The sequence below is a fragment of the Acaryochloris marina MBIC11017 genome (assembly GCF_000018105.1).
GTDB classification, from domain to species: domain Bacteria; phylum Cyanobacteriota; class Cyanobacteriia; order Thermosynechococcales; family Thermosynechococcaceae; genus Acaryochloris; species Acaryochloris marina.
On sequence record NC_009927.1, the window covers coordinates 179621 to 194239 of the forward strand.

15 protein-coding genes and 1 pseudogene are annotated in these 14619 nt (G+C 46.7%); 4 read left to right on the forward strand and 12 right to left on the reverse strand.

From position 1 onward, the window contains the following. Positions 1–79: 79 nt before the first annotated feature. Positions 80–481: a hypothetical protein gene (locus AM1_RS31385; protein ID WP_148216024.1), complete on the reverse strand. Its 402-nt coding sequence runs from the start codon at positions 479–481 to the stop codon at positions 80–82. 486 nt (positions 482–967) lie between these two features. On the opposite strand from AM1_RS31385, the gene AM1_RS31395 reads away from it, so the two are divergent. Both AM1_RS31395 and AM1_RS31400 read left to right on the forward strand, forming a co-directional pair. Further along, positions 968–1279 carry a hypothetical protein gene (locus tag AM1_RS31395; protein WP_012167118.1) on the forward strand — a complete coding sequence of 104 codons (312 nt, stop codon included), beginning with the start codon at positions 968–970 and terminating at the stop codon, positions 1277–1279. A gap of 67 nt (positions 1280–1346) precedes the next feature. Beyond that, positions 1347–1649: a hypothetical protein gene (locus tag AM1_RS31400; RefSeq protein ID WP_012167119.1), complete on the forward strand. Its 303-nt coding sequence runs from the start codon at positions 1347–1349 to the stop codon at positions 1647–1649. A gap of 83 nt (positions 1650–1732) precedes the next feature. Here AM1_RS31400 and AM1_RS31405 read toward each other — a convergent pair whose 3' ends face one another. From AM1_RS31405 to AM1_RS31415, 3 genes are all read right to left on the reverse strand, one after another. Continuing rightward, positions 1733–2101, reverse strand: coding sequence for a hypothetical protein (locus tag AM1_RS31405; RefSeq protein WP_012167120.1), 369 nt, complete (start codon positions 2099–2101; stop codon positions 1733–1735). Between the two features lie 56 nt (positions 2102–2157). Then, positions 2158–2322, reverse strand: a complete 165-nt coding sequence (locus AM1_RS42560) for a hypothetical protein (RefSeq protein WP_012167121.1) — start codon at positions 2320–2322, stop codon at positions 2158–2160. Positions 2323–2988: 666 nt separating this feature from the next. Then, positions 2989–3696: a hypothetical protein gene (locus tag AM1_RS31415; RefSeq protein ID WP_012167124.1), complete on the reverse strand. Its 708-nt coding sequence runs from the start codon at positions 3694–3696 to the stop codon at positions 2989–2991. 160 nt (positions 3697–3856) lie between these two features. On the opposite strand from AM1_RS31415, the gene AM1_RS31420 reads away from it, so the two are divergent. After that, positions 3857–5101 (forward strand): RNA-guided endonuclease InsQ/TnpB family protein, encoded by a 1245-nt coding sequence (locus tag AM1_RS31420; protein WP_315897251.1) that lies wholly within the window; start codon positions 3857–3859, stop codon positions 5099–5101. A gap of 67 nt (positions 5102–5168) precedes the next feature. Here the strand turns inward: AM1_RS31420 and AM1_RS31425 are convergent, their stop codons facing one another. The 5 genes from AM1_RS31425 to AM1_RS42565 all read right to left on the reverse strand — a co-directional run bounded on the left by AM1_RS31425 (position 5169) and on the right by AM1_RS42565 (position 8649). After that, positions 5169–5453 (reverse strand): hypothetical protein, encoded by a 285-nt coding sequence (locus AM1_RS31425; RefSeq protein WP_012167127.1) that lies wholly within the window; start codon positions 5451–5453, stop codon positions 5169–5171. Between the two features lie 127 nt (positions 5454–5580). Further along, positions 5581–6003 carry a hypothetical protein gene (locus AM1_RS31430; protein ID WP_012167129.1) on the reverse strand — a complete coding sequence of 141 codons (423 nt, stop codon included), beginning with the start codon at positions 6001–6003 and terminating at the stop codon, positions 5581–5583. Next, positions 5993–7000, reverse strand: coding sequence for a ParM/StbA family protein (locus tag AM1_RS31435; protein ID WP_012167130.1), 1008 nt, complete (start codon positions 6998–7000; stop codon positions 5993–5995). The genes AM1_RS31430 and AM1_RS31435 overlap by 11 nt, the downstream gene beginning before the upstream one ends. 601 nt (positions 7001–7601) lie before the next feature. Then, a complete protein-coding gene (locus tag AM1_RS31440; protein ID WP_012167131.1) occupies positions 7602–8384 on the reverse strand; it encodes a formylglycine-generating enzyme family protein in 783 nt (260 codons plus the stop codon). A 64-nt stretch (positions 8385–8448) separates the two neighbouring features. Further along, positions 8449–8649, reverse strand: coding sequence for a hypothetical protein (locus AM1_RS42565; RefSeq protein ID WP_187152976.1), 201 nt, complete (start codon positions 8647–8649; stop codon positions 8449–8451). Positions 8650–8787: 138 nt separating this feature from the next. On the opposite strand from AM1_RS42565, the pseudogene AM1_RS43560 reads away from it, so the two are divergent. Next, positions 8788–8895, forward strand: a pseudogene (locus tag AM1_RS43560) (diversity-generating retroelement protein Avd); the annotation flags it as partial. Between the two features lie 42 nt (positions 8896–8937). Here AM1_RS43560 and AM1_RS31445 read toward each other — a convergent pair. Genes AM1_RS31445 through AM1_RS31455 form a run of 3 tightly spaced genes read right to left on the reverse strand, consistent with a single transcriptional unit; the run spans position 8938 to position 14618 of the window. Beyond that, complete coding sequence (locus AM1_RS31445) at positions 8938–9774, reverse strand: formylglycine-generating enzyme family protein (protein ID WP_012167132.1); 837 nt, start codon at positions 9772–9774, stop codon at positions 8938–8940. Between the two features lie 42 nt (positions 9775–9816). Then, positions 9817–13422, reverse strand: coding sequence for an SAV_2336 N-terminal domain-related protein (locus tag AM1_RS43565; RefSeq protein WP_012167133.1), 3606 nt, complete (start codon positions 13420–13422; stop codon positions 9817–9819). 14 nt (positions 13423–13436) lie between these two features. Then, positions 13437–14618: an AAA family ATPase gene (locus tag AM1_RS31455; RefSeq protein WP_012167134.1), complete on the reverse strand. Its 1182-nt coding sequence runs from the start codon at positions 14616–14618 to the stop codon at positions 13437–13439. Position 14619 lies beyond the last annotated feature (1 nt).

Here is a 14619-nt window from a genome sequence, read left to right on the forward strand (position 1 = left end):
GGAATCTTGCTGGATGGGTAAGAGCTTTTGGGATGCTATCAGGGATGCGATCGCCCTCATTAGTAAGTCTTTAACTCTTTCAGGATGCACTTAATAGATAACCTAAACCTAGCCCTAAACCAGCGGAGGCATACAGCAGAAAACCTCGGACAACATAATTTAGAGTCCCTTCCAAGTTTTGTGCAGCGAGGTTTAATGTCATCCAAAAACATAAAACCATAAACCATCCAATAAAGGGGTTAAAACCAATCGAACTAGCTGTATAAATCGCAAGCATCGTCAGAAAACTACCGAAACAAAATAAACCCACTCTTAACTTTTTCAACCAAACGACATCACTTAAAGTTGGTAGTGAAATACACCCAACCAATGCAGCAATTCCTGTTAACTCCACTATTCCAAACCATAAAGGTGCCAGGTGATAGCCTAATACCACGCCACCAATGGAGTTAACCAATAGCCATACAATGATGCTGCTCATAGTCGATAATTTGAGCATCAAGACTTAGTAAGCAGCCCTTCATTTTCAGCCCCGATCCTCGCCTGTTGTCTCAACCAAGCTGTAAGCTCTCCTTTGCCTGGATACTTGGTGGCAAGGGCTTCATATACTTCTTCTTCCAACCGAATACTCAGCGACTTAGCAAGCTTACCAGTCGTATTGTCTGCCCTTGGTAATGGTTCCAGGTGGTCAAAAGTAGGGTTAGGATTTCTTCCCATATCTGAATACACATAGTTACGAGACAAGCCTAGCATAAGCATCAGATATATGCTTGCATTCAAGCCTATATATCTATGGAAACTTAATGCTCAAAGTATACAGAAATAAGATATAAACAAGTGTAAACAATCTCTTTATATGCTTGAATGCAAGCATATAAGTGTTATAATGCTTACATGCAAACAAAGGCACCGCGCTTCCGACCAAAGACTCGCGATGCCCTAGTTAAAACCCAACAAAGGATTAACTATGACCACTTTACTCAAAACTCCCACCACCGTCACTGAACTTCTTCAGCTTGTTGATGCTCAAGTCACTGATCCACTCCATCCAGAAGTCATTGCCGTTGAACTGCAAATCGAGCAATACCCCGGTGTACGTGAGGGTGGCGACTTGTTTGAAGTCCTCGCTGCCGTCACCAGCAAGCCTGGTCTTCTCGGTGATCGTCTCCGGGCATGGGTTCAGTCTGAGTATGGCAATGATTACCGCTTAGCAGATTGGCGCACCATCCCCACCACTCGCCAGATCGAAGCTGAGAAGAACTTTGAAGACGAATTCTAAGCACATTCGGGGGGCAACACCGCCCCCCAAGGGATATTGCGCAATAATGATAATAAGGGAGAGACAAATGAATTCATCAGACACAACTCAAATGCCCCAATGGCTGGATGTCTTAGCAAAGCTTGCAACGATAGTCATCGCTATTGTCGCTCTGATTTCAGCTCTAGCTAGTGTCAATTTCTTCGTTGTTAGATCTGTTGTTGCAGAACAAATTACACCTCAATTCCAGCAAATAGATCAGCGATTTCAACAGGTCGATCAACGACTTCAGCAAATAGATCAGCGGTTCCAGCAGGTCGATCAACGATTTCAGCAGATGGATCAACGACTAGAGCGGATTGAAATCAAGCTAGACAAAATCACGAATTAAGTTTGATTTTCTCCAAGTACCTTAGTTTGAAGCCAAGGTACTTGGAGATTGTTTGTTTATCCCATCTCGTTAAGCTTAGTTACCTAGGTAACATAAATCCCCTGAAGAATCTGAGATTTCATAGCTTCAAAATCATTCAACGGTATTTCATAGGAAGGATTGCAGAGCCTTCTAAGCAGCATTTCAAGCATGGGATTATCGTTGTTGAACTCAACTTCAGCCAGTAGATTAGAGGCCGAGAAATTGTACATAACAACCCTAGTTTTTTCAGGCCACTCTTGAATCAGAAACCCCATATTTTTAGCTTGATTGCTAAACAATGATTCATTCAGGGCACCAACACTATTTTTGCTAGGAGTATCAGAGTAAGAAGCCAGCTCAAACCCTGAGAAATCACCGTTAATTATGGTGTTGGCAACATTGAGTGACCCGAAGAGTCGATCCAAGTTCATCGTTTTGATTCATCTTCAATAAATAGGTAATACAGATTCTCTACAGAAATTGAAATCTAGGAAGATTTCTGAGTTTTCAAATCATTGATGGTTTCTCGAATGCGATCGCGGCATTCCAACATCCCCGCCAGCGCTGTAAGTGCTTTTTCCTCCGCATTGCCCCCCTGAGCGGAATCCTCAGCAGGGCCTGAATCAACGGGGTTCGGTGGGTTATCTGTCATGGAAAAACTCTCATTTTCTCTACTTGAGAAGCAAAATCCAGGCAATAATCCCTAAGACCCAACCAATGGGGCCTGCGAGGAGCAATAAGGGGGTAATCAGGATCAGGAGAACGATCAGGCAACCTTTCATTAGTTTTTCTCCACAAAATAGTTTTCTTCCAATAATCGGGCGATGGTTTTAAGATCTTGTTCTGGTTAATCTAGGGTTACTCTCATGGTCAAGCCTCTGTAGATTAGGTAATACAGAATCCAGCAAGAATCTAAGTTATTCCATCTATCCTCAAAGCTGCTCGTCATCTGATGAACAAGCTTTCCTTGAGGCTTCCAAAGTCTGACCGCCGACCCAAAAACATAGCAAAACAGAGGACTAGACGGCGGTAACCATTCCTCGTTTTTACTTTTGGTTGATTTGTACCACTGGGGCAGGGGTGTCGCTAGGTTTATTAAGGGACACCCCGTAAAGAGTGGCCCATACACCGATAGCAAGGCCAAGCGCTATATGTGCAGCCCTAAACAGGTAACCTTCTTTTCGGATATCGCTATTAACTCGTTTAATCCTTTGGGCACGTTCGGCCTGGTCTTGCTCCTTTTCGATCATTTTCCAATGTGCATATCGTTGCTGAATGGCAGCATCATTATCAGCAAGCAAGCTCTCCAGTCGGGCTATCAGCTGGTGCTCGATAATAGCGGTATAGTCGTCGCCGCTCCAGAAATTTCGTTCGCCGGGGGCTTTTTTCCCTCCATACTCCGCTGCAATCTCAAGGTGAATTGTGCTTTAAATTCTGGATCACGTAGGCTTTTGGCAATTTCTTGGCGGTAGCAATATAAGAAAGCCTGCTCCAATCTTTCCTGTTCCTCTGCGGCCTTATCGGCAAAGCCTTGCATTCTAGAAAGGGTAATGGTTGCCGCTGTTTTCCCCCCTTCATTAATGAATGTCAGTTCTTCAGGGCTAAGGCCTGCTAGGGGGTTGTCCTCGCCATCGGCAGGCGGTAGATCATATGCCTCTGTGAGCTTCACCGGCTTATCTGCGGGGGGTAATACTGCCTCTTCCGCACTTGCACCGCCTTTAAATCGCTGGCAAATATCCGCGAAGGTCTCGCGGTACTCTCCGAGAGTCGCACCGGCTTGAGTGATTGCTGAGGCCAATCTATCGTACTCCTCCGGTCCTAAGCCTTGCTGATCGGCTACCTTTCTTAGATAACTTTCTACGTAGCTCCAGCCGTTCGCGTTATGGCCCTCGTTAATGGCAATCAGTATTTCTGACTGCTCATCATCAAACTGTGTAAGGCCTTCCCAGCCGCAAGCTTTTAGAATTTTGCCTAGGGTTTCTTCTGAGACTTCTAACAGTTGGAGGATATCGTCTAGATTGTGCATGGCTTGGTTTACCTTTTAGCTAATCGCGGGGAAGCCCCGCTTTGTACTGCAAGTGAAACGAAGCGGTCAACGTCGGGATGAGGAGCGGTGACCGCAGGGAACAATTCTAGGGACTACATAACACCTCCCTAGAAAAAGCTATAATAAGAACATGTTCACCATGACGTACCGCTACCGGATTTACCCTAGCCTTGAGCAAGAGACACGGATGTTGTCTTGGCTTGAGACTTGTCGCTCTGTGTACAACTATGCGTTGAGAGAGCGAAAAGATTGGATCGGTAGCCGTAAGTGCCAGATAGACAGATGTTCTCTGCAGTCTGAGTACATCATTCCTGCAGATGCTCCCTATCCTGGCTATTACCCTCAAAAGAAAAACCTGACTCAGGCTAAGAAAGTCTTGCCACACCTGAAGGATGTGCATTCTCAAGTATTGCAAGATGTTTTGGGCAGGGTTGATGCGTCTTTTGAGGCCATGAGGCAAAGAGGTCACGGTTTTCCACGCTTTAAGAAGTTTGGACAATACCGTTCCTTCCTGTTCCCTCAGTTCAAGACCAGCCCAGTTCAGGGTAATCAAATTAAGTTGCCCAAGATTGGTTGGGTTCCGATTACCTTGCACAGACCCATACCCGATGATTTTGATATCAAGACAGTACGGGTTGTCCGCAAGCATTCGGGCTGGTACGTCGTGCTGTGTATCCAAGCTGATGTCTCTATCCCTGAAGTCCCACCTCATGGGCATTCGATTGGGATTGATGTTGGTTTGGAATATTTTCTGTCTACAAGTGATGGCGAGCAAATTGCTAGACCTCGCTTTTTCAACAAGCTCCACCGCAAGCTGGAATTGCTGCAACGGTGCTTGAAGCGAAAGCAAAAAAGGTCGAACCAACGCGCCAAGCTGATTCAGAGAATAGGGCGAGTGCATGAACAAATTGCGGCATCTCGACTGGACTGGCAATTTAAGCTGGCCCATCACCTGTGTGACCAAGCCCAAACCATCTTTGCTGAAGATTTGGACTTCCGAATCATGGCAAAAGGGATGCTGGGCAAACATACTCTTGATGCAGGGCTTGGGCAATTCCTGAATGTTGTTCTGCCTTGGGTTTGCTTCAAGCGTGGAGTTTACTATGTCAAGGTTGACCCTAATGGCACGTCTCAAGAATGCCCTGACTGTGGAGCCAGGGTAAAGAAAGACTTGAGTGTTCGGATTCATGAGTGTCATGAGTGCGGGTCCGTAAAGCCGAGAGATGTTGCCAGTGGTCAAGTTATCAATGCCCGTGGTCTATCGGGTGTTCAAATTGCAAGTGGACGGGATCTATCGGGGTTTCAGGTGACTGATGCTAGACAAGACCGGACGAAGCTTGAATATTTCAAGAGCAATCTTGAGAAGCCCGCGTTGTATGCGTAGCATCAGCGTCGGGAGAAGTCACAGTGTGCTTACTTGTTGGATAGGGGAGTTTCAGCCGAGGCCAAAATCAATTAGAGTTTGCCTGGATCGGAAGCTTGCGAAACTCGGCGAGGGGCCTCTCTCGGCCAATCAAATATTTTTGCTGAGCTTCCATCGTTTCGTTATCTTCGACAGGGATTTGTTGAACTGCTGCCAGCACTCCAAAAAGGGCAGTGCAGCTAAAGGAGAGGGCGAACCCTACCCCAAGAGCAACACTAGGCTTGTAATTTTTGCCGCTTTTGATGGCCCGTCGAAGGAAGGCTATTGAGAGCGCGAAGGAGCAGCCCGATCCTGCAATCAAATAAATGAACATGTTTGAGTCCTTATCAATGCACCTACTTTTTTAATAGGTGGGTTTTGGCTTGGGTCAAAATCCTGTATCGACATTGCGATGCTCTCCGAGCGGCCTTAGGCTATCGCATCGCTGTATCTCGAAATAATTAACCGAATGGATCACCAGCAATAGGTGCTGATGGTAAATCGTCGTCATCGTTATCGCTGTCGGCTTCCCAGGTATCTAAATCTGGGGTTCCTTCGTCAAGCTGAGCTGTGAGACCTCCGGGAACTGGACCCGCCGCAAAGTTCCCGCTTTCATCACCACTTGCAAGGGTTAGTGCTTCGGCTTCAAGGGCAAGTTTAAAATGTTTGCCAACCGTAGAAAGCCGTTGAACCTCGTCGAAAGAGGCACCATCTAGTGCGCTCCCCACTGGACCCAATACCGCCCATGCAGCCTGAAAGAACACCTCGCTAAAGTCAGCTCCGTAGTATCTCCTCAAGGCATGATACTGACGAGTGTGAATAGAGTCATGAGGGTATCGCCTGCCGACTCTAATTAATTCTTGATCCGTTTGATTAGCTTTCATAGGTGCCCCCTTTGATTAGTAGATAGCTATCGGTAAACCGATTCTTGTAGCCGCTAAATTCAGGCGCACTCAGATCGGGGAAGGCCGCTGACATTTCCTCTAATTCAGTTTTTAGGTATCGCAGCTTCGGCCCGAACTTGGCCTTAAGCTCTGGACCCCAGACCGGATGGCTACCCCCAGTCACATAAATCTTGGTTGCAGTGGTGAGCGGGCGAAAGCGATCAAACCTCTCGGAAATCTTAGGCCAAACCTTAGCCTTAGCGCTTTTTAGGATCCGCCTTGCTGATTGCAATTCTTCCTTGTCCGAGAAGGCAAGCTTGAGACCGTTCTTGTTTCGCACTTCACGACAAATCAGCGTAGCCAAAATCAGCTCATCGGAAACATGGATGCCGCATTCGTTAATCAATGCAATCATGCCCATTCCCGTGAGAGTCAAACTCTGCTTGGTGATAACGCGACCCTCTCGAACATAAAGAATCGAGATGTCTTTGTGACCAAACATGATTGCAATGGCTTCGGCATCTTGAATCTGAGATGCAATCCCCGAACCTTCAGGCAGTACCCGGACCCGTCGAACTTTCACGTTTGGCTTAAGACCGTTGAACGTGGATCCATAAATACCTTTCTCTAAGTTCGCTTCCAAGGTCTTGAAATACCGTCCTTCTCCTTGAGGAAGCAGCACCGTTAGATCTACATAGCCCTCAGTAAAGTTCTCAGTCTCGATTGCTTTGCCCAGCATCCCTAATGCTCTTAAGCTTGCTTGTTCGGCTTTTTGTTGATGGATATTGGTCTCATAAATCCCATTCCCCGCACTAGCCCCCACGGTCCAGGCTCGATCCTTGTACTCAATCACGCAACTATCCGCTGTCAAGTCTCGGATCTTCTCTTCCTCAACCGCATTATCTTGAGCGATCCAATGCAAATTATTGTCGATGTAGTAGCATCCCTTCCCCAGGCTTGAACCCAAGTCAGTGCATATCGTCAAATCTCGATCCATGTATCGAAGCTCCTATGTTTGTTGTTCTTACCTATGTAATAGGGGGCTTCTTCAACACACCAAAATGCTATTTTTGTGCAATCTTATGTAGTGCATCTGTAGTTTTTATGTAGTACTTCAGTGCAATTTTATGTAGCATACTTGCCACCTAGCTGTAGTATTTCCCCAAAACCGCTCAAAAAGGGCAAAAATCGAAGTCAAAACCACCTTAAAACCTTTGTGTGTCTACGTTTCAGGCTCCAGAAACACCCGATTTCTCGAAAAAGTGATACCACGACACGCCACACTGAGCCACACCGATTGATTTTGTGCCACATCTAGCGACTTTGTACCACGGACCTGCTCACCAATCTCTATAACCCTTGCGTGGTCACGGTTTCAGAGGCCGAAAATCTTTCTGTGGAGAGAAGCCCCCCAATATACGCCTAATCGCCATTACATGGGCCTGGATCGGTTGGAGGCGAAAATTGCGTTTTTCAGGATTTTTTGTCACACGTTTGAAACTTTTGCACTACAGAAATGTAGTGTTTTTGAAATATTTATGCTACATACTTCAGCAGTAAATTTGAAAAATGTGGCAAGAGGGTAAAAGGGTAAAGGGCTACTGAAGAGGCCTGGGCGCAGAACAAACGACTCGAAAACCGAGATTGCTGCTGAGGCTCTTGGGGCTGTCGTTGTTGCGGTAAGCAGAGCGGCAAATCCTCGGATAGTGTTTCCAGGAGCCGCCGCGACGAATCCGACCAGCGCTTTCATTCTTAGACAACCAAGCACTCCCATCTGTGGGGGCACCTTTGTAACTGTCATGCCAATGGTCTTGGCACCATTCAAAAACATTTCCATACATATCACTCAGACCAAAAGCATTGGCTATGCCGAAGTGATCGACAGGGGTTGTTTCTTCGCCCACATAATTAGCGACATCATTAGTGATGGTTTCCCCAAAATAGTAAGGAGTGGTGGTGCCTGCTCGACAAGCATATTCCCACTCTGCTTCACTAGGTAATCGATATGGACGCTTCGTTAGGCTATCTAGTCGATTGCAGAATTCAACAGCCTCATACCAAGAAACTTGTTCAACGGGACGATTTTCGCCTTTAAAGTAAGAAGGTTCTGATTTTAAAGAACGCTCTACTGTTTCTAATTCAGCTACCACTTTCCACTGAGCTTGAGTGACGGGATAACGTGACATAAAAAACGCCGGAACCGTCACCTCATGTTGTGGATCTTCGCGGCCCAATCGATCAGGCTCATCTTCTGGAGAACCCATCATAAAGGTGCCGCCCGGTACGAGAACCATATGGAGAGGCAAAGCATTGGGAATCTCTAACAGGGGTTCAATATATCCACTGCCAGTACGAGGGGTGCGTCGAAGGGTAGGGGCCATAGCAGTTTTTTGTAGGAGGGCCAGCTAAGTTTTCGGTTTCCCTACCAAAGTAGCCAGCCCAGGTTTATTTTTGGACAGCCCAACGGACCATCACTGGAATAGGCTCTGGACTCTTCTGGGGCACACCCGACAGATTCCCATCTGCCAGTTCTGGCCTGCTATTGCTAGCGGTAGAAGAGTGCTGGGCGCAGAACAAACGACTCGAAAACCGATATTGTTGTTGCGGTTCTCGGGGTTGTTGTTGTTGCGGTAAGCAGAGCGGCAATTCCTCGGATTGTTGTTCCAGGAGCCGCTGCTTTGCGGCCTACCCCAGAAATTAGCATAACTGGACTGACCTTATTGATGGCAAGGATACTGAGTTTCTTTATGCTGAATGGCGTCCTTTCTTTGATCACATCTAACGATGAATACTGAATTGCCCATCATCCAGAAAACCTACGACCTGATTAAATGGTATGTCCCGATCATCAATCGATTGCCCGGAGTTCATCGGTTTCAACTGGGAGAAAAGAGCAGACCATTAAAATTCGTAAAAGGGTAAGAGGGTATAGGACTACGGAAGAGACCTGGGCGCAGAACACACTACACGAAAACCGATACTGTTGTCGCGGAACTTGGGGTTGTCGTAGTAGCGGTAAGCAGAGCGGCAATACCTCGGATTGAAGTCCCAGGAGCCGCCGCGACGAACTCGATATGCACTGTCATTCTCAGATATCCAAGCACTTCCATCTGTGGGGCCACCATCATAATCATGCCAATGGTCTTGGCACCATTCCCAGACATTCCCATGCAGATCACTCAGACCAAACGCATTGCCTCCACCAAAGTGATCTACGGGAGTCGTTTGTTGGCGGTATTCTCCTTTGGGGCCACCACCATAGGACCCTGACAAGCCGATAGATTCATCACCAATTCCATCGTAATTTGCTAGGTCAGTGGTAATCGTTTCTCCAAAGTGAAATGGGGTTGTGGTGTCCGCTCGACAGGCATATTCCCACTCTGCTTCCGTGGGTAAACGATATTGTCGATTTGTGAGGTTGGTGATGCGATCGCAAAACTCAACTGCGTCATACCAAGACACTTTCTCAACTGGGTTGAGGTCACCTTTGAAATTCGATGGTTCAGAATCTAGCTCCCGATTAACTTGTTCCATCGCTGCTACCACCCGCCATTGGGCTTGGGTGACGGGGTATTGAGCCATAAAAAACCGAGAAAGGGTTACCTCATGCTGCGGTCCTTCAAAGTCTGAGCGGTCAACTTCCTCATTCGGAGAACCCATCAGAAAAGTTCCAGCAGGTATCTGCATCATCCGCAAAGGCAGCACGCCCTCAGCAAGAATCTCGTCGTAGAACTGGAGTGGGGCTTTGGTTTTGGTTATCGTATAACTCACTGGAAAATTCTTAAGAAAGTAATAGGGTAAAAGGGTAAAGGGCTACGGAAGAGACCTGGGCGCGGAACAAACGACTCGAAAACCGATAAGGTTGTCGCGGCCACCGGGGCCGTCGTTGAGGCGGGAAGCAGAGCGGCAATTCCTCGGAGGGCCGAGCCAGGAGCCGCCGCGACGCATCCGACGAGTGCTTTCATTCTCAGACAACCAAGCACTCCCATCCGTGGGTGCATCATAGTAATTGACATGCCAATAGTCTTGGCACCATTCCCAAACATTTCCATGCATGTCACTGAGACCAAACGCATTGGCAAAACTAAAATAATCTATAGGTGTTGTTTCTCCTCTTCTTTCACCTTTTGGACCATCTACAAAAGCACTTCCGCTGTAGTTAGCGACATCAGTAGTGATCATGTCACCAAAGTGGAACGGGGTAGTGGTGCCCGCTCGACAGGCATATTCCCATTCGGCCTCCGTGGGTAATCGGTATTCACGGCCCGTGTATCTAGAAAGACGGTCACAAAACTCTATCGCGTCGAACCAGGATACTTTTTCTATTGGCCTATTATCCCCTTTGAATCTAGCTGGATCAGTCTCTAGTTCACGCTCAATCTGAGGTTGATTTGCAACGACTCGCCACTGAGCCTGGGTAATCGGGTAACGGCCTATAAAAAAGGACTCAACTGTAACTTGATGCTGAGGACCTTCACGAACAAGCCTCTCAGGTTCAGTGTTTGGTGAACCCATCATAAAGGTACCAGCAGGTATTGATACCATTTCTAAATCTATTTTATCTAGTAGCCGCTCTATATATCTATTTGCTGACTGTTGGTGTTGTTCCGTTTCCCATTTTTTCTGGCTCAAAATCAACTTAGCAACTGTAAAATCAAAGGATTCCACATTGATCGCATCAGATATAGATTCCTCTGGCTGCAACCTTAAAATCGTGAAATCTCCTGTTTGCAACGGTGGCGGAAAGATATCTTGTTGAGAAGGCGGTACAAGGAGTGGATCATCCCAAAGGAAGGCTAGATCCCTAGCCCAATGGAATAATGGATTATCCTCTGTTGCTGCAAGACGAACGGCGAACACCTTCATGGGAATCTGCTCCATTGTTCCGTTGAGGATGTTCTCATTAAGAAACTGTTGCCAATTATCAGTGATTTTTTCTTTACGACTCCACAATACAATTGGAGTACCATTTTCAAGTACTCCTCTAACTTCTGCACTTTGGAAACCAGAGCCAAGGGTCAAGCCTAATCGAGAGCCTTGACTTAACGAGATCAGATCTTCAGGTTGACCAAAGGGCCAATTATCAAATGCATCGTTGGAATTATCGTTCCAACGTTCTTGCAACTGTGCCCACTGTAATTGCAATTTTTGGGTATATTGAAGACTCTCAACGCGCTCTTTTAAGCGCAACACTACAAAATTACAGTCCCTGCCAATCCCTATAGGATCATCGGTATTTGATAGAGAGGGGATGCCCATCTGTTCTATCGGTAAATCTAGTAAACTCTGGGGAAGAAACAGATGGATAGTGAAAACAGTCTTTTCAGTTTGGGTACGGGCTTGCTCTAATAAGCTGGCTAAAACACTTGGAATATCTTGAAAGGTAATCCCCTCAGATAATCTAGAGTCGCTACTACCATTTCCGTATCGATTGATATCCAAGGTAGATAAATACTGAACACCTTCTCCTGTCTGGGCATTGTAATTCTTGGGATTTGGCACCAACCAAGCGTCGACAAAGTACTGATCGGCCTTGGGACTACGTTCATCAAACGAGATAAGTAAAGTAGTGAGGGGCACTTTCGGAAGAATTTCTATGTCATTGGCAAGTACCCCTTCATCAAACTCGAATGCTTCGAGTTCAGGGAAGTTGATATATTCTGAAACTTGGTAGGTTAGGGTCTCATGGGTGAAACCTTCCAACCAAGCCACTTCATTTTGACGATTTTCTAAGCCTGAATCGTCTTGCCTCTGTTGACTCTCTAATTGGCGCACGATTTCAGCAAAATCTGACCCAGCTGTACGTAAAATCTGAGCCGTCACTTTGGCAAAGGCTTTTAATCCATATTGGTCTACCTCATCTTTCAGATCAGGAGATAGTAAGAGAGCTTGGAAATCAGCCAGTGTACAATTCAATCGTTCTGCGACATGTTGAGATACTTTTTCGATCACCTCAAGCTTGTCTACATTGGGTAGAACATCCAGCAGGCGGTTGCGTACCGTCTCTGGAAAAAGATATTGTACGACTTCAGACTCTAACTCTGGTGGTTGTTCAGGTGCTTTGGTTAGTAGCCCTCCCAAAAACACCTCGGCCACAGGTAGGGGGGATGAACCAGGTAAGAACTCATCTGAAGCACGGATAAGTCGCATTACAGGCAGAGTTATAACAGGTGCTGCGGATAACAACGCAGCTAATCGCCGAGCTTCTGGCGTTGCCCTTAACCGAAAGTCTTCTAGCAAGCCATCAACAATTTCTTCTGACTCCAATTCGCTGGATGTTGGGGTTGCGGACCATCCTGTTGAAGGCAACATAAAGCCTGGAGCTGAGTAGCGTCGATCTCCCGCTAACATTCGGCTCCAAGCACCAAGATATTCACTATCACTCGTGATGATAGGAATACAGACTGGTGATGAGGATTGGGTTTCCTGGGTTTGGTCTGGTTCTTGATCACTCCGACGGCGACCACGATTCACAGTTGATCGCAAAGACATATAAATTGGGGTTAGTTTGGTGTTTTTTGCTCCCGGTGTTCGACTACGAACAGCCACATACTCTCCAATCCCTAATGCAGTTCGTTTCCACATCCAATCGGGTAACACTTGCCAGATCGCCGTGGGTGTTGAATCTCCCCAAAGGGACAATATTGGCTGCAACGAACCATCCCACCAGTAGTTGGCTGTGCAATCACTAAAGACTAAGATCAATCGCCGAGCATCGGGAGTTAAAAGTGCGTTAGGAGAGCGTAGTACTGGATCTGGGGCAGCACAGATGCCCACTTCCCCCTGCTTCACATTGAGTTGCCAAACTCGAAAATCACGAAAAGAGCCATAACAGCGTAGCAACCTCCTTATATCTTGGATTAACCTCTGCCAAAGATCCATCGCTGGGCTGCTATCAATGACCAAGGCCACTTCATACCACGGTTCTTGGTCCGGTTCTAGGATCGGGGACCAGATATCAGTTTCAGCAATGCGCTCAACTGTCTCAGCTTCATTCACTGAACTGCAAAACTGGGAATCAATTTGCTTCAAGATAGGCTTCAGTGCCCTGACTAGGGGTAAGGTTTCATCCAGAATGTCAGGGTCAGGAATAGAGATGGGTAAAGCTTTTTGGGGAAGTTTCCCCGAAGGCAACTCCGGTGCAACGCCAAAGTCCGGTTCGTCTACCTCGTCATTCTGGTTATCATTGTCGTCATCCTCTTCGTTTCCTGCATCCTCTTCGTTTCCATTTTCCAAGTCGAGATTGTCATCATCAACATCCTCAAGCTCCAGGTTGTCATCAGGATCTTTGTTCTCTTGATCGACATCACTAACATCAAATTTCTCTGGTTCGCGCAATGCCAGCCATAGGATTTCAGCTATTTCAGTAGGGTCTAGCTTATATTCAGTCAGAGCGGACACAAATTGCTCAGTACTCATTTACAGCCAGCCTCTCAGGTCAAACGCCTTAGCAAAATCTGTTTGAGCATTTCAAGTTCAGTTTCTTTATCCTCTTCACTCAAACCCGAACCCGATAGCTGAGACTGGCGAACCATGTAAATTAAATTGAGGAGCTGATCCGTTGCCAAAGAAGACTGTTTACGCTGAAGATCCTTGGCAAAGTTCTCAATCAATTGTGCAACTTTTGGTTCTAATTCTGACCAGGGCAGTTCTGTCTTAGGGCGGTCTTTCCGCTCAAAATGAGCACCTACTATATGGGTTAAAACGGCACTGTCAGAAGGATCTGGCATCGTGATTCGCAGACAGCGGCGCAAAAAGGCGGGGGGAAAGTCACGTTCTCCGTTACTAGTCATAATCACCAAGGGGAACTCATAACAAGTAACCTTGCCTTGCTCAATGTCAGCAGGGAGACCTTCATCCTCTGTACGGACTGGAACAGGCACATCCGTTTTGTAGCGGACGAGTTCAGGTATCTCAAAACTACCTTCTTCAAAGAGGTTGAGAAGATCATTCGGTAAATTCAGCTCGCTTTTATCAATTTCATCTATCAGCAATACTCGGGGTAAATGGGAAGGTAAAAAAGCGGTACCTACCGGGCCAAGTTGGATATAATCGCCAAGATTTCTACCTTGTTTTAATTCATCAATTTTGTTGTGATCTAATGGCTGATCGTCCGACTTTGCCAGCAGCAACTGGAGTTCAAGTTCCGATTTATCAAATTGGGTGTCCTGCAAACGGGCAATCGCATCATAGCGATACTGGGCATCAGAAAGCTTGGAACGAGTGGTAATGGGCCAGAGCAAAACTGGCCCCAGTTGTAATTCATAGGCGATCGCATAGGCTAAAGAGGTCTTACCTGAACCTGGATTTCCCGTGATAAGTAGTGGACGTCGCAATGCCAAGGCTGAGTTTATAGCTGAAATAATTTCAGATTGCCTACCTTCAGATTGACGGATACGAAAGCTTTCGCCACGTTCTTTTGAACGAGTATCAAGACGATTTGAGTCTCGCAATTGCTTCCAGCGAGTTTTACTAGCACCAGCCCACTTATCCTCAAAGATTGCTTGTGACATAAACTGCCGCCATGCGGGTCGCTCCTGAATAGGTTTCAGGGCGGCTTGGCGGGGTGTCCTATCTTCATTGGGTTGGGCTGTAAAAAATTTCCAGTCAGTCATA